Raw genomic sequence first — 20,047 nt, forward strand, 5'->3', positions numbered from 1 at the left:
CCCGGGCAATTTTTTTGTCCGGGGATTTTGTTTTCTGCCTTCTTTGTAGTTCAACCGAATAATACATATATTGGCTGGAATTAATATCATTTTCAGCCTATTACAAGATGAGCGATAACAGCGAGCAAATAAATCAACTCCTGAGCAAATTAGAACTGCTATTAAGAAGGCATGAAGAGTTTGCGAAAGAGATTTACAATCTTCGATATCAGATACAACAATTAAAAGAGGAAAAGCCATTTGTTGGCGCGGCAAAATCAACGGTTCCGGAAATTAAAGAATCCAGCCAACCTACAACTACAACCGCACCGGCGCAAAAGATTATCGAACCTTACCGGCCCCCCACACCGACGATCGTCAAGCCGAAAGAAAAATCGGACTGGGAGAAATTTATTGGTGAAAACCTGATCAATAAAATTGGTATTGTAATCACGGTCATTGGTGTGGCAATTGGTGCCAAATATGCCATCGATAAAGAACTTATTAGTCCGCTTACCCGTATTATTCTCGGTTACCTGGTAGGTTTGGGCCTTCTTGGATTTTCAATCAAACTGAAACCGAAGTACGAAAGTTTCAGCGCTGTTTTATTAAGCGGAGCAATGGCAGTGATGTATTTCATTACCTACACAGCGTATAGTTTATATGAATTATTTCCCCAATGGTTTGCATTTCTGCTGATGTTGCTGTTTACTGTTTTTACAGTAGTGGCGTCACTCCATTACAACCGGCAGGTGATTGCTCTAATTGGACTGGTTGGAGCCTACGCAGTACCTTTTCTGCTAAGCGAGGGATCAGGCAAAGTGGGGATACTTTTCTCCTATATGGCTATTATTAATTTGGGAATCCTGTCCATTGCAGTAAAAAAATATTGGAAACCTCTTTATTACGCTGCTTTTGGATTTACCTGGATAATTTATGCAAGCTGGTTTTCTTTTTTTTATGTACAGGATCAGCATTTTGCTCTAGCGCTTCTTTTCCTGGCTATTAATTTTATCCTTTTTTACCTGACTTTCCTGGCTTATAAGCTCCTGCAAAACCAACAGTTTGTTGTCAGCGATGTGCTGATGCTGGTGTTAAACTCATTCCTGTTTTATGGACTAGGTTATGCAATACTGGCCGACCACCCGACCGGTAAACACTTATTGGGACTTTTCACGCTTGGTAACGCCATCATTCATTTTGTAGTAAGCGCTGTCATTCACCGTAAACAACTGGCAGACCGGACAATCTTTTACATGGTATCCGGACTAGTGCTGGTTTTTATTACCATTGCCATTCCCGTACAACTGGACGGCAATTGGGTTACCCTGGTTTGGGCTGGAGAGGCTGCTTTGTTATTTTGGATTGGCCGAACCCGGCAGGTACCTGTCTATGAAAAAATCTCCTATGTACTGATGCTGCTGGCATTCCTGAGTATGATCCAGGACTGGTCGGTTTTCAATTATAGTTACTTTAAAAACAACCCGGATTCCCGTTTCCTACCGGTATTTAACATCCATTTCCTTACTTATTTTCTGTTTCTGGCTTCCTTTGGTTTTATCAATTTTCTTCATCACAAAAAACTGTACAAGCCAGCGTTTGAATCCCAAAAGGAAATCGCGTCCGTTATTACTTATTTTATTCCCGCAATATTTCTGCTGATCATGTATCTCGGTATTCGGATGGAAATTAGCAATTACTGGATGCAACGTTACGTTGATTCCGCAGTTGAAATTAAAACAGGAAATGAAGCATATCCCAATTATTACTGGAACACTGACCTGATCCAGTTTAAAAATCTTTGGGTTACTATCTATACACTTGCTTTCGTTTCCATACTGGCTTTTGTCAACTTCCGGTATTTCAAAAACCGGAACTTTGGTTATGTTAACCTGGTGATCCTCTTGCTGGCGATTGCTATTTACCTGACTCAAGGCCTGTACGACCTGAGTGAACTGAGGGAGGCATACCTGAACCAAACCTTATCGGATTACTTTAAGCGAGGTAGTTTTAATATCACTATTCGGTATATCTCTTTTGCATTTGTTGCATTAGCCCTCTTCACCTGTTATAAATATATCAAACAGGATTTCATGAAACTGGATATGAAACCTGCATTTGATTTCCTGCTGCATGTTTCAATACTATGGATTGCCAGTAGTGAACTGATTAACTGGATGGACATCGCCCATTCTACCCAGTCGTACAAACTAGGATTAAGTATTTTATGGGGATTGTATGCGCTTTTTCTGATAGCACTGGGTATTTGGAAAAAGAATAAACCCCTTCGGATTGGTGCCATCGCCTTATTTGGCATTACGCTGATCAAGCTTTTTACCTACGATATCGCTCATCTGGATACTATTGCTAAAACGATCGTATTTGTGTCCTTAGGAGTATTGCTACTGTTAATTTCGTTCTTATACAACAAGTATAAACATATTATTACGGATGAATTGGAGAACTAACCTACTGGGGTGTGTATTGCTGTTATGTCACTTCTGCGCCTTCACCCAAATAAATGAATATCGTTATAAAAGGGAGCTGAAAGGTATTTCAGCGCAATGGCATACAGTTCAACTGCCTGATGATATCTTTCGTAATATGAATGATGACTTTTCAGATATTCGAATCTATGGCCTGACTCCGGAACAGGACACGGTAGAAGCGCCTTATTTGCTTAGAATAGCAGCAGATAAAATCAGTAACCGTACTATTGACTTTAAAACAATCAATCGGTCAAGCAATGAAAACGGATACTACTTTACTTTTGAAATCCCCACTGTCGAATCTGTCAATCAACTTCAGCTAGATTTTAAACAAGAGAATTTTGACTGGAGAATTAAATTGGAAGGTAGTCAGAACCAGCAGGACTGGTATGCCGTTTTAAACGATTATCGCATTCTTTCCATTAAAAATGAGTCAACCAATTTTAAGTTTACAACGCTGGATTTCCCGGATATAAAGTTCCGGTTTCTAAGGCTTTCCGTTAACAGCTCAGTTAAGCCGGAATTGCTTTCTTCCAGTATAACCATTCAGCAAAAGATACCCGGGAATAGCCGAAGTTACAAGGTGAAGGAATTTACTACCACTGAGAAAAAAGACACCAAACAAACGATAATAGATCTGATGCTGGAATATCCGGTGCCGGTTAGCTCCCTTGAAATCAAAATCAATGATACTGTTGATTACTATCGCCCAATCACCATTCAATTTTTAACCGACAGTGTTAAAACAGAACAAGGCTGGATTTTTAATTATCAATCACTGCTATCGGGCACGCTGAACACTTTTGAAAAACAGCAATGGGAGTGGGAGAGCAGGCTGGTCCAGAAACTCAAGGTAGTTATTGACAACCAGGATAGCCAGGCTCTGTCTGTAGGTGAAGTTGTGCTTAAGGGATATGTACATGAATTATTAGCACGTTTCACCATCCCGGGAAACTATGCGTTGTATCATGGAAATAAGAAGGCTTCCAGTCCTGTTTACGATTTGAACCATTTTGCAGACAAAGTTCCGGTTGAAGCCCAACTGCTGGATATGGGCCCGGAATTGAACACCCTGATAACTAAATCTCCTGCTGAGGAGCCCCTTTTTGCTAACAAATTGTGGTTATGGATCGTGATGGGGATTATAATTGTGTTGCTTGGAGTACTTACCTTCAATATGATTACAAAGAAGTGAGACTTGTGCGCTAAATCTATGTTATGCCCAGAACATTTATAAAAAGGTTCCAGACGATTGATCGCTTAATAAGAAATAAAGCAACCGGCACCAGCACACAGCTGGGAGAAAAACTGGGCGTTTCCAGGAGAACTGCTATTGAATTTATTACGGTAATGAAGGAAATGGGGGCTCCGGTTTACTTTTGTAAAATCAAAAATTCCTACTGTTATAAGGAATATGGGTCTTTTAACATTTCCTTTATCAGAGTGCAATAGGGCTGCACTCTGGTAAGGTAGTTTCGCATGAATTATTTACCACCAAAAAAATATTCATGAAGAAGCTAACACTCCTGACACTTGTAGTTGCGGTATTGAGTTACAGTTGTAATGATGGAACCGATCAAACGAAAACTGAACCCCAGCAGGCGCAAACAAAAACAAATGAAAAAGTTCAGCGTGTAATTGATGAACTGGGTTTGGTTTATGTGGAAGAAGGTGCCCAGGATATAATTACCTATGAAGAAGTAAATGCAGCCCAGCAGGCTTGGTGCGATGCACTGGTTAAAATTGGCCAGCTTAAGGTAGAAGGAGGTGATTACAAAGCCTTCGCAGAACAGGTGCTATCCGATGCCTATAACTATGATTATGGGAAAGTGTTTTTCAAGCCGACACTTGCCTATGGCGATCAAACTTTCCGTAATAACAAAAAAGGAGCCTTGGCCTACTTTATCGGAGGGGATCCCGACTATCCAAATGACAAAGGCTTTGCGCTTGCTCCCTGGGTGAAGGCCCGATACGATAATGCAGGTGAAAACAACGAAGGCATTCAGATTTATGGATCCGTTGCTATTACAATGGGCAATGTGTGGGTGACAGGTAAAGATGGAAAAGAAGTAATGGTCGATAAAACCTGGGTCTTCAAGAAAGGAAAAGATGGCAAACTCCGCATCATTGTTCATAAATCAGCATTACCATTTAAACCGTAAGAATGATTTTTAAAAAAGTACCGGCTTAGCCGGTACTTTTTTTTATGCCTGGAGATTTCTCCCCCTTTCCATTTTACTAACTCGGTTTGATTTAATTTTAAATAGGTTCACCGATACATCTGATGAATGAGAAAATCGCATCGCGCAATACTGCAGTCTTATGGTATTACATTTACTGAACTTACCGGTACCTGGGAGAACCGGTTTAAAAAGGCTGGGAAACGTATAGAGGCGTGTATTCAGGATAAACACTAAAAAATGATAACAGGAAAAGATTTAATTGACCTGGGTTTTAAACAGGGGAAATGGTTTAAAGAGGTTATAGAATATGCCAATCAACACCAGCTTAGTGGTGATAGTTTGAAACAATATGTGGAATCTGTGCGCCCTAAGTATATGGAACCTCATGCTGCACCTGTTCCGTTTTACAAAAATATCAGAGCGGAAAGTGAAGCGGAAAAGGAGAACGTAGAAATGGTTATGGATGCTATGCATAGTCTGATGACCACACCTACATTAGTTGGTGGTGCAGTAATGCCTGACGCATGTCCAACTGGACCAGGTCAAATTCCGGTTGGAGGTGTTGTGATTGCCAGGAATGCTATTCATCCGTCGATGCATAGTGCTGACATATGTTGTTCTGTGATGATGACAAATTTTGGTAAGCTGTCGCCAAAAGAGGTTTTAGATATGGCTCATTCTGTCACACATTTTGGCGGAGGCGGTCGGGATAGTTTTTCTACCTTACCAAGGGATCTGGAAGAAAAAATTCTACAGAACAGGTATTTGAATACAGAACGCAGCCTGAGTTTTGCAAAATCCCACCTGGCTACTCAGGGAGATGGAAATCATTTTCTATTTGTTGGGGTTTCAAAAAGAACCGGAGAAACTATGCTGGTAACACATCATGGTAGTCGTGGTTTTGGAGCTAATCTGTATACCCAGGGAATGAAAATAGCAGCCTATTTCAGACGTGAGATTTCTCCCCTAACATCAGAAAAGAATGCCTGGATTCCCTTCGACACCGAAGAAGGAAAACTATATTGGGAAGCACTGCAATTGGTTCGTGAATGGACGAAATTGAACCATTCAACTATTCACGATGCCACATCACATAAGCTGCATACTGAGCCACTTGATAGGTTTTGGAATGAGCATAATTTTGTCTTTAAAGAACAGGATTTGTTTTATCATGCCAAAGGGGCAACACCACTCGACGACAAATTTGTACCGGATAGTAAAGATGGGTTGCGGCTGATTCCTTTGAACATGAGTGAGCCTGTTCTAATCGTAAAAGGTGCCACTACTGTAAATAATTTGGGATTTGCACCTCATGGCGCGGGTAGAAATATTAGTCGCGGGCGGCATATTAGAAACAATTCACACAAAACAATTGAACAGGTATTTTACGAAGAGACAAAGGGATTGGATGTTCGTTTTTTTTCTAATCAAATTGATATCTCCGAATTGCCCAGTGCTTATAAAAATGCAGAAATGGTGAAGCGGCAGATGAAGGAGTTTGGACTTGGAGAGGTTCTTGACGAAATCATGCCTTATGGTTGTATCATGGCGGGGAATTGGCAAAGAGATGCGCCCTGGAAAATCAAAGCGAGAGAAAAGTTTTAGTGATCCAGTTCCAATGGATTAAACCTGGCCTTCCCATTTTTCGCCTGCTTCAGGGATGTCTTGCCGCTTTTATTGGTTGGAGTTATGTTTATACCGGGAGCCATCACACTTAAAAATGCTTCCGGGTTTTCAGCTCTCAGTCGCCGCAATTTAGCAAAGTCAGGATAGGTGGTTGTGCGGGCATCGGGTACAAATGATTTTACAAGGCTGCCACTTACTGTTTCCATTCCAATGCATTTGAATTCATAATGACCCTGTTCATCCCGAATGAATAGTATCAGACCTGGCAAACCGCCAAACTTCCATGGTCCTGCGGTAAAGGGTATATCCGGACAATACCAGGCGGTGAAAACACGTCCCCTGAAGGTGGTTGTGGCTTTATAAGCAAGCTGACCTAAAATCGTCATGGTATCAGGATGAAGTTGCCATTCTTGTAAGGGCAGCTTTTCTTCGTACTTGTAATAAACAGTCAGGTTGTCATAAACAAGCATTTTGCCGGTGGATGTATATGTGTAACACTGAAAACCACTGCCACGTCGGTATTGGTAAGCGTTGGCCAATAGTTGCACAGGATCCATGCCGGCCTGCATGTCCATTGCATAGATAGAGTCAGTTTCCCTTTTTACCGGGTCAAAAAAAGAAGAACCGGAGGAGTCAATTTGAAGCGTCCAGGTGACCATTGATTTTCTTTCAGGTTGCTGCAGGTTAGTTACACCCGTGAATTGATAGTAGACCTGGAACAGGTGAGATTGTTGACCTTTCACAGAAAAAAGACAGCTTACGGCGAATAGAGCACTCAAATAAACTTGTTTCATAGTCAAGGTTCCTATTACTGGAAATTATTTTTAAATATCTTCATTATGCAGTCCAGTTATTGCAAAGCCTGCATATTGTATTGCATTTTTCACATATCAATCTTTCTTTCATGCCTGGTTCGATCATCAGAAGCAAACGAGAACTTTTAGGAATTACCCAATTGGAAATGGCCAACAGGCTGCACCTGAGCCAAAGTGCTTATAGCCGGATAGAGAATAAACAAACGGCGCTTCGGGTAGATACTGCAAAAAAGATTGCGGCTATTCTAAATTGCCAGATGGACGACCTCCTGTCTGACTCTGTATATATCGATAACGCACATGTACTTGATAAATCGCCCGAAACAATCGACAATGCATTCCTCCTGCAAAAGATTGAAGAGCTGATAGACGCCAAGTTTTTGGAGCTAAAAGAGTGGCTGGCAGCTGGCAGATAACAAGAATTACCACCTGCCCGCGCAATTTGTATTGTTATTTACGGTTTTCGTTTTTGTATTACTTCGATATTGTGAGTTGTTTTAATTCACAGATCTTAATTTTTTTTATGTTCAAAACATTGCTTGTTGCAGTTGCCCTGCTTATGAGTTGGGTTAATCCCTCTATTGCAAATCCGGGAAAGAATATCAGAGACTTTAATGTATCACCTAAGAATGATGGAAAAACCAATACCCGCAACCTGCAAAAAGCAATCGACTGGGCCAGTAAATATGGTGCTGCCCTCTGGGTAGAACCTTCAGATGAACCGTATGCACTGGCAAGCGGACTGATCCTTAAGAACAATGTTTCTATTATCGGTGTACACGGACCCGTACCTCGTGCTACTTCACATCCAACTAAAAAAGCACCGGTAGGCTCTGTTTTTAAAATTGAAGACGCAGAGAAACCTTTATTTATTGTTCAATCAGCCACTCAGATCAAAGGCATCCAGTTCTGGTATGCCCACCAGGAATTAAAGGATCCGGCAAAAATTATCAAATATCCGCCCACTATACAGGTTAGCAAAACCAGTCGTACAGAAGGTGTTACCCTTACGAATCTTACGTTCTATGGTGAATACATCGCAATGGATTTTAATGCGGTTGAAGAATTTCCCTGTGAATTAATTCTGATCGAACAATGTTATGGCTACCCTTTAAGCGGTGAATTTATTCGTATTAACTTCTGTTATGATATTCCCAGATTCCTGCACTGCCATGTTAATCCTTCCAATATGAGGCAAATGGGACTTGGGTTTTCCAAAGCCATTGTGGATGCAGTGATTCAGAACAAAACATTTGCATACAGTATCAATAATACAGACAATGCCCAACTGATCGACCTGTTTACCTTTGCTACCTGGGGTGGGATCTATCTCGGTGATGAAAGTTATGGACAGCTCACTAATTTCAACCTCGATTGTGTAACGGTTGGTATTCACAAAGCAGGTAATAACACCAAGAACAGAAACTGGCAAATCGCACAGGGGTCAATCATCGCCAACGCCGGAACAGTAGTGGAAAACATTCATCCTATCATTGTAGAAGGGCAGGGGCATACCTCGTTTACCAATGTAGAAGCATTTAGTGGCGATAATGGTGCGCTGACCAATACCGGAGAATCCTTTGATTTTATGCAGGTGCGTGGAACGGATAAACTAACCATCTCACTATTTGGTTGTCGTATGCGCAATTATATTTCTAAGAATCCATTTACGGTGAAAAACCCGGCTGCCATTATCCAGGCAGTTGCCTGTATTGATAAGGAAGAAGAACTCTATAACACGATTATAAATCCATAGTTTATTCCTCAAATTCCCTGATTAATCGGGCTTATTCCCCTGTTCATTGTTTTTGACATGGACCTCCATGCTCTGCATCCTAGTTTTAACTCCTAATTGTTTACAACTAAAGAGTTAACTATGAACCGGGAATTAATTTTTCTTCGCGCTTTTGCAGTGGCTACTGTGGCAGGATTGCTTTTCATCAGTACCACAGCCTTCAAAAAATTCGGCAACCAGAAATTCGGTGAAATTGATGTGGAACGTATCAACATTGTGGAAAAGGATGGTACCGTTAAAATGATTATCACCAATGTCGATCGATTTCCAAATGGTACTACGCAGATTAATAACCGTCCCACGAATGCCGACCGCAAAAAACGTTCAGGCATGCTGTTTTTTAATGAAGAAGGAATTGAATGCGGTGGCTTTATTTATGATGGTAAGAAAACAGCCAATGGCCACAGCGCCGGCCTTTCCCTGACCTACGATCAATATGATGGCGACCAGGTATTCCAGCTTATTACGGAGGATTACAAAGAGGGCGACCGGCGCTTTGTGGGTAGCAGTTTGCGGTTTAGTGATCGCCCCTCTAAGGAAAGCCAGCTGAAAACAGCTGAAATCATGAAGGAACTGGAGGAACTTCGCAAAAAAGATCCCAAAGCCAGCCAGGAAAAATACAATCAATATAGGGAAGCCGGATTGGTGGGTGATGTTCCCCGCATGATGCTGGGAAAATCAGGTAGCGAAAGCAATGGACTCTTCCTCTTTGATAACAAGGGTATGCCAAAGGCAATGTTCTACGTGGACAAACAAAACAACGCCAAACTTGACTTTTTTGACGAAAAAGGGAATATTATTGCTTCATTCCCTGAAATGAAATAATGCTCCGACGAATCTATACCAACCGCTTCTTCCTGCTGTTTATTGTGCTGTTTGCTTATGCGCAATCAATTTACACAAGGATACTCGTCAGGAATGAGTTGAGTTGGTATATTTTCACTCCAGAGGGTGCTGTTTCAACCCTTTTCGATGCCCTGATCCTATTTGCCGTAATGCGGTATTTTACCGGCCTCTTTTTAAAAGGGGATGTTGTCAGGATGGTTGATTGGGTGAAACTGGCAGCATTCTCCCTGATTACTTACCTCGCAATACTTCAGCTTATCGGTTTATTGATAGCTATTCTGTTTGGTAATGTTGAAAGAAACTTTAACCAGGAAACTTTTATCCTGTCTAGCTTCACCTACCTGTTGGATGGTTTTATTTATGGGAGTTTTTTTCTTGCCTACACCTATTATAAAAAATACAGAAGGCAGTCCGCCGAACTGGCCGATTACAACAAGGCCTTATACGATAGCAGGATGACTCAGCTCAAGGCTCAGTTAAACCCACATTTTTTATTCAATAATCTAAATGTGCTGGACCAGCTGATTTACGAAGACAAAGAAAGGGCCTCTGAATTTCTGAATGAATTTGCTGATATTTACCGGTATGTGCTGCAGGCAGATAATCAAAAGATCGTCCCGATAGCAGAGGAGCTGCGATTTGCTGAGCAATACTATAACCTGATTGATCATAAATACGGGAAATCCTACCAGTTAATAATTGATGCACCTGATCCCGAAGGTTGTATTGTTCCCCTGACATTACAACTGCTGATTGAGAATGCTGTAAAACACAATCTGGGAACTGCAGCGGATCCGGTTCGTATCAATATTTCTATCAGTGAGGATATTGTTGTGTCAAATAATCGCAAACCAAAACGAATGGAGATGGGCACATCCGGCAAAGCATTGAAAAACCTGCGAGAGCAGTACCAGCTGCTAACGAAACAAGCAATAGAAATTGAGGAAACGGAATTACTATTTTTGGTACGGGTTCCCAAAATTCAAAGCGCTCCATGATCCGAATTGCCATCATAGAAGATGAACTCCCTGCTATCCAGAAACTGAAGCGTTTCATTGCAGAATTGGAGGAACCTACGGAGGTATTGGGTGAGTTGGGCAGCATTGCTGAAGCAATTGAGTTCCTTCAATCAACCACGGTCGATTTGCTGATTTCGGATATCCAGCTGCATGATGGCACTGCCTTTGATATCTATAAGCAGGTTTCAGTTGGCTGTCCGATTATTTTTACGACAGCCTATGATCAGTACTGGATGAACGCATTTGAAACCAATGGGATTGATTATCTCCTTAAACCCTTTTCAAAAGACAGGTTTCTTAAAGCCTGGAATAAGTTTTTACTGCTCCGCAAATCAGAAAAGGAGAAGGACATACAACTTGCCAATCTCTCCAGATTAATAGAACAGAATCTCTCCGAAAAGAAGTTTAAAAAACGTTTCGCTGTACAAAATAATCAGCGCATCTATCTGCTGGAGGTAGATGCGATTGTTTTATTTGAGGCAAAGGATGGACTCGTGCTGGCTTTTGACAAAGAAGGCAAAAAGCATATCCTGAACTATCCAACCCTCAGAGAAGTGGAAGCACAATTGAATCCGGCTGATTTTTATCGATTAAACCGGAGTGAGTTGATTAATAAGAACTTTATTGAAAAAGTGGAACGTTTCTCCAAAAACATTCTTGCAGTAAAACTGAAGGGGTATCCCGACTATTATAAAACCAGCCAGGCTACAACAGCATCCTTCAGGGAATGGCTGGATCAATAAAATGCTATGAAATCCGAAAAAGAAAAAATGATCGCCGGTGAGCTTTATGATCCTCTTGATCCACAATTGGTGGAAGATCGTATCCAGGCACGACTGCTTCTGAAAGCGCTGAATGAAAGCCGTGAAGATGATCCCGAAGCTAGAAATCGAATCCTTGCATCGCTGTTTCCAAATGCGTCTTCCGGTCTCTGGTTGCAGCCTCCATTTTATTGTGATTATGGCTACAATATTCAGATCGGCGAACGGGTCTTTTTCAATTTTAATTGTGTAGTCCTGGATGTTGCTCCTGTACGAATTGGCAACAGAACGATGTTTGGACCGAATGTTCAACTCTATGCGGCCACGCATCCGCTGAACCACATAGAAAGAAGCTCAGGACTGGAATATGGCAAACCCATTACCATTGGAGATGATGTATGGATAGGTGGGAACGTGGTGATTTGTCCGGGTGTTACAATTGGCGACCGCAGCATTATTGGAGCCGGCAGCGTGGTTACAAAAGATATTCCTTCAGACACCATCGCCGCCGGTAATCCCTGCAGAACCATTAGAACGATCGGCTAAGTATCCATTCTGCTATATCCTGCAATACCACGGGTGAAATAGTTTGTTCAATGCTTCCATATTCGGAAGGAGAGCCTGTTTTTGCTTCCTGGAACAGGTGATTTAATCCCGGATACTTTTTTATGCTCACTTTTTTGTTTCCTGCAGCCTTCAATTGTTGCTCAATTACAGATAAGTTGGCATCAGCAGGTACCTGTAAATCTTTGTCGCCATTGAGTGCCAGTACCGGGCATTTAACCTTCGATAAGGCTGGAGCCGGATCGTATTTCAAAAAGTTCAGCATCCATGGATTAAATACCTGTGCCAATTGTGTGTTGATTAAGGTTTCCTCATTCATACCTGCCGGTTTTTGTGAAGGCGGGTTCTTACTCATGAAATCCTTTAAATAAGCTCTGGCTTTTTCCTTTGCCAATTCCTCCTTTTCATTTTCTAGCAGGATAGCAAATATATTGCTGTTCACTTCCCTTGATTTAGCGATTTCTGTTTCAGGAACTCCCATTGACTTAGCAATTAATTCCTGCTGCAATAGCAGGAGGCGATCTCCGCGTAAGGCTGTGCCTGCCAGCATGATTACAAAGTCCACCTGTTTGGAGCGTGATGCCACTAAGGGGGCAACAATTCCACCTTCACTATGTCCTAATAGTCCCAGTTTTTTTTGATTGATTTCCTTTCTGGTTTGCAGATAGGCTAGAGCAGCTTCTGCATCATCTGCAAAATCAAAAGTGGTAGCAGTTTTAAAATCGCCGGTTGAGGCGCCAACCCCGCGATCGTCATATCGCAAAACAGCAATTCCTTTTTTGGTAAGATAATCCGCCAGTACGAGGAAGGGCTTATGTCCAAGTATTTCTTCATCCCGGTTTTGTGGACCACTGCCACTGATCAGAATTACTGCTGGAAAACTTCCCTCTTTATTGGGAAGGCTAAGTGTTCCCGCAAGTTGTATGCCTGCTTTTTTGTTTTCAAATACTACCTCTTCTGTATGATAGGGGAATGGAGGAATTGGTTCCTGCGGACGTGTATTTCGTTTTGCTTCCCCACTGTCCTGCTTAAGTATTAAGGGGAAAGTCCTTCCGGCCTGCTTAAACTCTCCTGTTATTTCATTTCCTTTCAATTCACCGCTATATTCAATGCCCGCATTGGTAATGGAAATTTTAAGCAGGGAGTTTTCGAAAATGGTACTTGTAACGGGTATGCCTTTGACACCTTGATCCGGACTATCCATGGTACTTGTATAGCCGGTTGCTGATTTACTAATGTTAAACACCACTTTTAATTTGCCAGCACCAACATCTAAAATGCCAGCCCATTTCCCCTGTATGTCCTGTGCCTGAACAATAAAACCAGCCAGTAAAAGAGCTATTGTTAAAAGATTACTTTTCATTTGACAAATTTAGGTTATACATTACTAGGTCCTCGCCTCTCATCCATATAAAATGCCTGTCTTATAATTTGAGTTTTTGTTCCTGTGTTTAGAGGGCAACTTCGTCAGAAAATCTTATTTATGTATAAAATGGTGATTGTTGTTTCGTTGTTGGCTGTAGGGATAGTTGGCTGCTCAAGAGAAGTTGAAGTGGCTGCCAGTAGGGAAGAACCAGTGGAAACGCAAATTGAATTTTCCATTTATGCTGCAAAAGATTATTCAACTCCTGAGTATCAACAGGTAGAAGCTTCCTTAACACTCACCGCCGGTGTAATTGATATTCAAACAGGTGCGTTTATAAAGAAATGGGATACCCTGATTACCAGGAACCTGGTGGACTTTCCAGATTTGGAACAGTCCATCACTATTGAAAAATCAATTCCGCTACGCATAAACAAGGAAAGATTACAAGTCGCTCATTCTATTCGCTATAACAACAACGGGCAGCTATCACAAACAGCCAACTTTGTAACCTTGCCTTCTGATCAGGTACGTCACCTAAAGAAAATTGGGCTCTGATCGGGCATGATTTTTTATGAATCCGGGTATGCCAGTGTATGCCCCTAAGTTAGTATTGCTTTTTAGCGTCTTGCTCTCTGCAACTGTAGTTGCGCAGGATACCCTTCCTCCTCCTTATGCCACCCGATCGGCAATGAATTTCAGCAATGTAATCGGGTGGCAGGAAAATAATACACCCATCGCGCCAGCTGGTTTTAAGGTAAGCCGGTATGCGGATGCTTTTCAGAATCCGCGCTGGCTGTATCAGCTTCCTAATGGAGATGTATTGGTGGCCGAATCCAATACCCCGCATGGTTTTCTGGAAAAAATTGGTGCGGCTATTGTTGGTGCCAATAAATCCAATGATATGCGCAAAAGTGCCGATAGGATTACCCTATTGCGGGATACCAATCAGGATGGCTTTCCTGATCAGCGTACTATATTTTTGGATAACCTCCATTTGCCTTTTGGTATGCTGCTGCTAAAGGGAAATTTCTATGTTGCGAATACAGATGGATTGTGGATCTATCCTTATACCGAAGGCCAGTTGATGATTACCCAACCTGGTAAAAAGATCCTTGATCTACCGGCAGGCAAACACAACCGGCACTGGACCCGGAATATCATCACCAATAAAGAAGGAACTAAAATCTATATCGCCATTGGCTCCGGCTCCAATGTAGGTGAAAAGGGATTGGAGGAAGAAAAAGACAAAGCCCGTATCTGGGAAATTAATCCCGATGGAACTGGGCTTAAAGTCTATGCATCCGGATTGCGCAACCCAGTGGGTATGGATTGGGAGCCTCAGTCGCAGACCCTATGGGTCACCGTGAATGAGCGCGATGGCCTGGGAGATAACCTGGTGCCCGACTATTTTACTGCTGTTAAGGAAGGCGGATTTTATGGCTGGCCCTACAGTTATTTTGGCCAGCATCCGGAACCGCGTATAAAGGAAGATGAAATGGACAGTGAGTTGGTGAAAAAAGCAATTATTCCGGATATCTCTCTGGGCCCGCATACGGCCTCCCTGGGACTCGCATATTATACACATAACAAATTCCCGGAAAAGTATCGCGGCGGGGCTTTTATTGCGCAGCATGGCTCCTGGAACCGGTCTAAACTTTCGGGGTATGCAGTAGTATTCGTACCTTTTAGAAATGGAAAGCCTTCCGGCCAGCCCGAGAAATTTCTTACAGGATTTATTGTGGATCCTGAAAAGGATGAAGTAAGGGGCAGGCCCACCGGGATTATTGTGCTGCAAGATGGTTCACTGCTGTTAACAGACGATACCAGCGATACCATTTGGAGAATCTCAACCGATAGCTAAAACCTTGCGCAATGGGATTAACAACCTATCTAAAAAAGCGCGATTTTAGAAAAAGTCCCGAACCTCAATCGGGTAAAACCAACCCCAAACAATTAATTTTTGTGGTGCAGGAACATCATGCGTCCCAGCACCATTTTGATTTCCGGCTGGAGATGGAAGGCGTACTCAAAAGTTGGGCAGTGCCGAAGGGGCCCTCTATGAATCCGGCTGATAAGAGGCTGGCGATTATAACGGAAGATCATCCCTATGATTACAAGGATTTTGAAGGTGTCATTCCTAAAGGCAATTATGGTGCAGGCAAAGTAAAAATCTGGGATAGTGGTACTTATACACCTATTGACACGGTTAAAGGTAAAGCTGCGCAGGAAAAACTATTATTAAAGCAACTCAAAGATGGATCACTAAAAATTCAGCTTCACGGAAAAAAGCTAAAGGGAGAATTTGCCCTGGTGAAAACAAAGGGTATGGAGGATAATTCCTGGTTATTAATTAAACATAAGGATGAATCCCCCACTACGGCAAAACTTCCTGATCCTTTTTCTCCTATGTTGGCAACCCTTCACGCTGCTCCTTTCAATGACGACGACTGGCAATTTGAGATCAAATGGGATGGGTATCGGGTCCTGGCTTATGTAAATGATCACAAAGTTGATTTGATTTCAAGAAATGGTCGTTCCTACACAAAAAAATTTCACCCCATTGCGGAAGCTTTACAGGAAGTAGGAAGCAATGCTGTTCTGGATGGAGAGTTGGTTGTAACAGACGATAAAGGAATCGCCCGCTTTCAACAATTGCAACACTGGAAAACGGAAGCGGATGGGGACTTGATCTACTATGTCTTTGATCTGATCTGGTACAATGGAAAAGATCTGAGAGGATTGCCTTTGTCTGAACGGATGCAGTTACTGAAGGAGATGCTTCCTTCTGATCATCCAACCATCCGGATGGGATTTACTATTCAAGGGCGGGGTACCGAATTGCTGGACAGTGCGCGTGAAATGGGATTGGAAGGTATCATCGCTAAACGATTGAGTAGTACTTATCAGTCGGGGAAACGATCTCCCGACTGGTTAAAGATTAAAACACAGAACCGGCAGGAAGCTATCATTATAGGTTATACGAAAAAGGAGGAATCACCCAAATTATTCAGTGCACTCCTATTGGGTTTGTATAAAAATGGACAACTGCACTATGCAGGGAAAGTAGGTACGGGTTTTACAGATAAACAACAAAGGGAGTTGATGAAACAATTCAAGCCATTGGTTGTAAAGCAGGCATCAATTAAGAAGCCTTCATTACGGGATCCAATCACCTGGTTGAAACCGGTTCTATTATGTGAGATCAGTTATACTGAACTAACGGAGCAGGGTATATTCCGGCATCCTTCGTTTAAGGGTATACGTGATGATAAAGCCGCTACAGAAGTGGTCCTGGAAAAAGAGCCGGATTTGTTACTGCCCGATCGCAGCCTCAAAACAGTGATTAAAAAAGTCAATCAAAAAGAACTGACCTTTACCAATCTCGATAAACTATTCTGGCCGGAAGACAAGCTTACCAAACGCGATTTACTCAATTATTATGCGCAGGTCGCACCCTATATATTACCTTATATAAAAGATCGTCCTCAGTCTTTATACCGCTTCCCCGATGGTTACAAGGGCAAACGTTTTTACCAGAAAGATATTACCGGAAAAGTGCCAGATTGGGCAGCCACTTTCCCTTATCGTACAGAAGGAGACCGAAAAGATAAAAATTACCTGGTGGTGAAGGATGAAGCCAGTCTCTTGTACCTGGTGAATTTTGGCTGTATTGAAATCAATCCCTGGAGCAGTACGATTAAAAAACCAGGTTATCCGGATTGGTGTTTGCTGGATCTGGATCCTGGTAGCAAAACGGATTTCTCTCAGGTCATTGATGTTGCTAATTTGATTCATGACTTGCTGGAAAGTGTTGATATACCTGCATATCCAAAAACATCCGGATCAACCGGTATGCATGTATATATTCCCTTAGGGAAGAAATATACCTATGAGCAATCGCGGGAATTTGCGAGGGTATTGGTTACCCTGGTGCAGCAGGAAACAAGCAGGTATACCTCCATGGAGCGAACAGTTAGTAAAAGGCAGGGGAAACTCTACCTTGATTTTTTACAGAATCGTTCGCAGGCCACACTGGCTGCTCCCTATTCCGTACGACCTAAACCAGGAGCAACCGTATCCATGCCGCTGCATTGGGAAGAAGTAAAACAGGGATTGAAGATGCAGGATTTCAACTTGCGGAATGTGCCTGCTTTGTTGAATGAGCGGGGTGATCTTTTCAAACCGGTACTGGGAAAAGGAATTGATATGATGGCAGCCTTGAAACGGCTCCAACAACTATAAATTCATTCATAAAAGCGAAATGTTATGAGATCAATCTGGACAGGCAGTATTGCATTCGGACTGGTAAACATTCCAGTGAAATTGTTTTCTGCTGTTAATGAACGCGCTTTGGATTTTGATATGCTGGATAAAAAAGATCACAGTCCGATTAAGTTTAAACGGGTCAATGAAAAAACAGGAAAAGAAGTATTGTGGGAGAATATTGTAAAGGGATATGATCTGGATGGCAAATACGTGGTGTTAACTGATGAGGATTTTGATGCTGCCAGTCCGGAGAAAACCAAAACCATCAACATGGAAGCCTTTGTGAATCCGGCGGAAGTGGATATGATTCTCTTCGACAATGCCTATTACCTGGCGCCTGCGAAAGGAGGGGAGCGGGCTTTCAGTTTGCTGGAGACTGCCCTGCAGAAAGCTGGAAAAGCAGGTGTGGGTAGTTTTGTATTACGAAATAAAGAGAAGCCGGTATTATTGAGGTCTGCAAAGGGGTTACTGATCCTCCATACCCTTCGGTTTTTAAATGAGATCCGTGATCCCTCGGATTTTGTAGTTAAAAAGGTTACGCCCAAGCGGAATGAGTTAACGATGGCGGGTAGCCTGATAAAAAGCATGAGCGGCAAATTCAATATAGCCGACTTTAAGGATAGTTATACTACGAAGTTGAAAAAACTGATCCGAACCAAAGCAACCGGTAAAAAACTGCCGGCACCCAAGGCCAGGGTAGAAAAACCAGCCAGTGATTTGATTGAACAATTGCAGCAAAGCCTGGCAAAGCCAAAACGAAAGAAGTGAAAAAGACGCAGGATAAACCAGCTGCATTTATTTCAACGCATTTGAAATCGGTGGAGCAACAGCTTGCAGATTTTAAGGTGGATGGAGATCCTGAGCACCTTCACCTCTTACGCGTAGCTATAAAAAAGGTGAAAGCAATCCTGGACTTACTGGAAGTGAATTACGATGTCAATTACGATACAAAGAAGTTGCAAAAACTATTCAATAAAGCCGGTAAGATTCGGGAACTCCAGCTAAATGCGCTGCTGTTAAAAAAGCATCATTGCCATCCGGAATCACTGATAGAGGAATTGGAATTTGTGCAATATGCTTTACAGGAGAAATTGGTAAAGGGTATTCCTGGTTATAGTAAAGGGGTGAAGAAATTTAGAAAGGAAACTGATTTTTCATTTCCCCTGCCTGCATTTAATAAAATTGAAAAGTACCTGGCAAAGAAAAAAAGAAAAGCCGATAGAAACTTTGATGCTCATACCAGGAGCGGTATGCATTCTTTTAGAATGAAAATTAAAAGCCTGCTATTTGTATACTCGGTGTTACCCAATAAGATAAAAAATAAGCTGGATTTGCCAATTGAGCTTTTGCAGGATTTGCAGGAGGAGGTGGGTGCCTGGCATGATGCCTGGGCTGCGATTCAGTTCCTCCAGCACAAAAAAATAGATCAGCAGCTTAATTGTATGGAGGTTTTATACCAGCTGGAGGCGAATCAATTTGGTATATTATTGAGTAAGTATCCGGATATGAGGTTAAATTAGATGACAATAAGATTGTAATGTCAGGATTTAATTTCAGAATATTTTTTATTGCTTCAGCAATAATTGCCTTTTTAACTTTTGTAACGCTATGGGCTGAAGCTGCAAGAGATGAAGGAATGGGGGGCGACGGAGTAGTAGGTTCTTTTCTGGCGAACTTGTTTTATGTTTTTCGGTTTCCAACCCATACTTTCTTTTTTGCCTTTATGGATGGTCCGATGTTTCTCGTTGGGTTATTTATTAATTGTATATTTTATGGATTAGTTGTAGAAAGAGCGTTTTATTTGGTAAGGCAATGGCGTAATAAGCCCGCCAATTGACGCATCATCCCCTTCTTCTTCATCCTTTATCTGAGTAGGTTTACTAAAAATAATACAATGGCACTTATCAATCCTTACATTAATTTCAACGGAAATGCTGAAGAGGCATTTAACTTCTACAAATCAGTATTTGGTGGCGAATTTGCCAGGGTCATGCGTTTCAAAGACCTGTCCGTACCCGAAGCTCCCTTTTCCGAAAAAGAAGCGAATAAAATCATGCATATTGCTTTACCTATTGGCAAAAATATTTTAATGGGTAATGATGTTCCGGAAAGTATGGGGCGGGTAAATGAAAACGAAAACAGGTCCAAGATTTCTATTAGCGCAGCCTCCAAAGAGGAAGCCGATAAATTGTTTAATGGTCTTTCAGCCGGCGGTACTATTGAATTTCCAATTGGTGATAGTCCCTGGGGTTCCTACTTTGGCATGTTCAGGGATAAATATGGTATTGAATGGATGGTTGATTTTGATGCTAATTATAAAGGCGAGGTTTGATTACAT

General features: G+C 42.0%; 20 protein-coding genes. 18 read left to right on the forward strand and 2 right to left on the reverse strand.

Annotated features, from left to right (window positions below):
* Window positions 1-107 precede the first annotated feature (107 nt).
* The 5 genes from L0U88_RS08365 to L0U88_RS08385 all read left to right on the forward strand — a co-directional run bounded on the left by L0U88_RS08365 (window position 108) and on the right by L0U88_RS08385 (window position 6,256).
* On the forward strand, window positions 108-2,447 hold the full coding sequence (locus L0U88_RS08365; protein WP_234865482.1) for a DUF2339 domain-containing protein: 2,340 nt from the start codon (window positions 108-110) through the stop codon (window positions 2,445-2,447).
* Window positions 2,431-3,663: a DUF3999 family protein gene (locus L0U88_RS08370; RefSeq protein ID WP_234865484.1), complete on the forward strand. Its 1,233-nt coding sequence runs from the start codon at window positions 2,431-2,433 to the stop codon at window positions 3,661-3,663. The genes L0U88_RS08365 and L0U88_RS08370 overlap by 17 nt, the downstream gene beginning before the upstream one ends.
* 23 nt (window positions 3,664-3,686) lie before the next feature.
* Window positions 3,687-3,920: an HTH domain-containing protein gene (locus L0U88_RS08375; RefSeq protein WP_234865486.1), complete on the forward strand. Its 234-nt coding sequence runs from the start codon at window positions 3,687-3,689 to the stop codon at window positions 3,918-3,920.
* Window positions 3,921-3,976: 56 nt separating this feature from the next.
* A complete protein-coding gene (locus L0U88_RS08380) occupies window positions 3,977-4,630 on the forward strand; it encodes a metal-independent carbonic anhydrase family protein (RefSeq protein WP_234865487.1) in 654 nt (217 codons plus the stop codon).
* Between the two features lie 258 nt (window positions 4,631-4,888).
* Window positions 4,889-6,256, forward strand: a complete 1,368-nt coding sequence (locus L0U88_RS08385; protein ID WP_234865488.1) for an RtcB family protein — start codon at window positions 4,889-4,891, stop codon at window positions 6,254-6,256.
* Here the strand turns inward: L0U88_RS08385 and L0U88_RS08390 are convergent.
* Complete coding sequence (locus L0U88_RS08390) at window positions 6,253-7,071, reverse strand: GLPGLI family protein (RefSeq protein WP_234865490.1); 819 nt, start codon at window positions 7,069-7,071, stop codon at window positions 6,253-6,255. The genes L0U88_RS08385 and L0U88_RS08390 overlap by 4 nt on opposite strands.
* Window positions 7,072-7,181: 110 nt before the next feature.
* On the opposite strand from L0U88_RS08390, the gene L0U88_RS08395 reads away from it, so the two are divergent.
* From L0U88_RS08395 to L0U88_RS08420, 6 genes are all read left to right on the forward strand, one after another.
* Window positions 7,182-7,508 (forward strand): helix-turn-helix domain-containing protein, encoded by a 327-nt coding sequence (locus L0U88_RS08395; RefSeq protein WP_234865492.1) that lies wholly within the window; start codon window positions 7,182-7,184, stop codon window positions 7,506-7,508.
* A gap of 107 nt (window positions 7,509-7,615) precedes the next feature.
* Complete coding sequence (locus tag L0U88_RS08400) at window positions 7,616-8,848, forward strand: hypothetical protein (protein WP_234865494.1); 1,233 nt, start codon at window positions 7,616-7,618, stop codon at window positions 8,846-8,848.
* Between the two features lie 120 nt (window positions 8,849-8,968).
* Entirely contained in the window at window positions 8,969-9,712 is a 744-nt protein-coding gene (locus L0U88_RS08405) for a hypothetical protein (protein ID WP_234865496.1), read from the forward strand.
* Window positions 9,712-10,731 (forward strand): sensor histidine kinase, encoded by a 1,020-nt coding sequence (locus L0U88_RS08410; RefSeq protein WP_234865497.1) that lies wholly within the window; start codon window positions 9,712-9,714, stop codon window positions 10,729-10,731. The genes L0U88_RS08405 and L0U88_RS08410 overlap by 1 nt, the downstream gene beginning before the upstream one ends.
* Window positions 10,728-11,495: a LytR/AlgR family response regulator transcription factor gene (locus L0U88_RS08415; protein ID WP_234865499.1), complete on the forward strand. Its 768-nt coding sequence runs from the start codon at window positions 10,728-10,730 to the stop codon at window positions 11,493-11,495. Before L0U88_RS08410 ends, L0U88_RS08415 begins: the two co-directional genes overlap by 4 nt.
* 6 nt (window positions 11,496-11,501) lie before the next feature.
* Window positions 11,502-12,059, forward strand: coding sequence for a sugar O-acetyltransferase (locus L0U88_RS08420; RefSeq protein ID WP_234865501.1), 558 nt, complete (start codon window positions 11,502-11,504; stop codon window positions 12,057-12,059).
* Here L0U88_RS08420 and L0U88_RS08425 read toward each other — a convergent pair.
* Complete coding sequence (locus L0U88_RS08425) at window positions 12,043-13,440, reverse strand: alpha/beta hydrolase family protein (RefSeq protein WP_234865503.1); 1,398 nt, start codon at window positions 13,438-13,440, stop codon at window positions 12,043-12,045. The two genes, L0U88_RS08420 and L0U88_RS08425, sit on opposite strands and share 17 nt — an antisense overlap.
* A gap of 120 nt (window positions 13,441-13,560) precedes the next feature.
* On the opposite strand from L0U88_RS08425, the gene L0U88_RS08430 reads away from it, so the two are divergent.
* From L0U88_RS08430 to L0U88_RS08460, 7 genes are all read left to right on the forward strand, one after another.
* Entirely contained in the window at window positions 13,561-13,998 is a 438-nt protein-coding gene (locus L0U88_RS08430) for a hypothetical protein (protein ID WP_234865505.1), read from the forward strand.
* 70 nt (window positions 13,999-14,068) lie between these two features.
* The gene (locus L0U88_RS08435) at window positions 14,069-15,304 is read left to right on the forward strand and encodes a PQQ-dependent sugar dehydrogenase (protein WP_234865507.1); all 1,236 of its coding nucleotides are present in this window, start codon (window positions 14,069-14,071) and stop codon (window positions 15,302-15,304) included.
* An 11-nt stretch (window positions 15,305-15,315) separates the two neighbouring features.
* Window positions 15,316-17,685 (forward strand): DNA ligase D, encoded by a 2,370-nt coding sequence (gene ligD, locus L0U88_RS08440; RefSeq protein ID WP_234865508.1) that lies wholly within the window; start codon window positions 15,316-15,318, stop codon window positions 17,683-17,685.
* Window positions 17,686-17,709: 24 nt separating this feature from the next.
* Window positions 17,710-18,477 (forward strand): non-homologous end joining protein Ku, encoded by a 768-nt coding sequence (ku, locus tag L0U88_RS08445; RefSeq protein WP_234865509.1) that lies wholly within the window; start codon window positions 17,710-17,712, stop codon window positions 18,475-18,477.
* The gene (locus L0U88_RS08450) at window positions 18,474-19,229 is read left to right on the forward strand and encodes a CHAD domain-containing protein (protein WP_234865511.1); all 756 of its coding nucleotides are present in this window, start codon (window positions 18,474-18,476) and stop codon (window positions 19,227-19,229) included. The genes ku and L0U88_RS08450 overlap by 4 nt, the downstream gene beginning before the upstream one ends.
* A gap of 17 nt (window positions 19,230-19,246) precedes the next feature.
* Window positions 19,247-19,546, forward strand: a complete 300-nt coding sequence (locus L0U88_RS08455) for a hypothetical protein (RefSeq protein ID WP_234865512.1) — start codon at window positions 19,247-19,249, stop codon at window positions 19,544-19,546.
* Between the two features lie 57 nt (window positions 19,547-19,603).
* A complete protein-coding gene (locus L0U88_RS08460; RefSeq protein WP_234865514.1) occupies window positions 19,604-20,041 on the forward strand; it encodes a VOC family protein in 438 nt (145 codons plus the stop codon).
* The last annotated feature ends 6 nt before the right edge of the window (window positions 20,042-20,047 follow it).

Source organism: Flavihumibacter fluminis, from assembly GCF_021491375.1.
Classification (GTDB): Bacteria; Bacteroidota; Bacteroidia; order Chitinophagales; family Chitinophagaceae; genus Flavihumibacter; species Flavihumibacter fluminis.

Bases quoted from the DNA above. Each gene is read 5' to 3' on its own strand.
- L0U88_RS08425 (WP_234865503.1), bottom strand. From the start codon at position 13,440: ATGAAAAGTAATCTTTTAACAATAGCTCTTTTACTGGCTGGTTTTATT.
- ku (WP_234865509.1), top strand. From the start codon at position 17,710: ATGAGATCAATCTGGACAGGCAGTATTGCATTCGGACTGGTAAACATT.
- L0U88_RS08365 (WP_234865482.1), top strand. From the start codon at position 108: ATGAGCGATAACAGCGAGCAAATAAATCAACTCCTGAGCAAATTAGAA.
- L0U88_RS08385 (WP_234865488.1), top strand. From the start codon at position 4,889: ATGATAACAGGAAAAGATTTAATTGACCTGGGTTTTAAACAGGGGAAA.
- L0U88_RS08460 (WP_234865514.1), top strand. From the start codon at position 19,604: ATGGCACTTATCAATCCTTACATTAATTTCAACGGAAATGCTGAAGAG.
- L0U88_RS08430 (WP_234865505.1), top strand. From the start codon at position 13,561: ATGTATAAAATGGTGATTGTTGTTTCGTTGTTGGCTGTAGGGATAGTT.
- L0U88_RS08375 (WP_234865486.1), top strand. From the start codon at position 3,687: ATGCCCAGAACATTTATAAAAAGGTTCCAGACGATTGATCGCTTAATA.
- L0U88_RS08410 (WP_234865497.1), top strand. From the start codon at position 9,712: ATGCTCCGACGAATCTATACCAACCGCTTCTTCCTGCTGTTTATTGTG.
- L0U88_RS08455 (WP_234865512.1), top strand. From the start codon at position 19,247: ATGTCAGGATTTAATTTCAGAATATTTTTTATTGCTTCAGCAATAATT.
- L0U88_RS08420 (WP_234865501.1), top strand. From the start codon at position 11,502: ATGAAATCCGAAAAAGAAAAAATGATCGCCGGTGAGCTTTATGATCCT.
- L0U88_RS08370 (WP_234865484.1), top strand. From the start codon at position 2,431: ATGAATTGGAGAACTAACCTACTGGGGTGTGTATTGCTGTTATGTCAC.
- L0U88_RS08390 (WP_234865490.1), bottom strand. From the start codon at position 7,071: ATGAAACAAGTTTATTTGAGTGCTCTATTCGCCGTAAGCTGTCTTTTT.
- L0U88_RS08395 (WP_234865492.1), top strand. From the start codon at position 7,182: ATGCCTGGTTCGATCATCAGAAGCAAACGAGAACTTTTAGGAATTACC.
- L0U88_RS08400 (WP_234865494.1), top strand. From the start codon at position 7,616: ATGTTCAAAACATTGCTTGTTGCAGTTGCCCTGCTTATGAGTTGGGTT.
- L0U88_RS08405 (WP_234865496.1), top strand. From the start codon at position 8,969: ATGAACCGGGAATTAATTTTTCTTCGCGCTTTTGCAGTGGCTACTGTG.
- L0U88_RS08380 (WP_234865487.1), top strand. From the start codon at position 3,977: ATGAAGAAGCTAACACTCCTGACACTTGTAGTTGCGGTATTGAGTTAC.
- L0U88_RS08415 (WP_234865499.1), top strand. From the start codon at position 10,728: ATGATCCGAATTGCCATCATAGAAGATGAACTCCCTGCTATCCAGAAA.
- ligD (WP_234865508.1), top strand. From the start codon at position 15,316: ATGGGATTAACAACCTATCTAAAAAAGCGCGATTTTAGAAAAAGTCCC.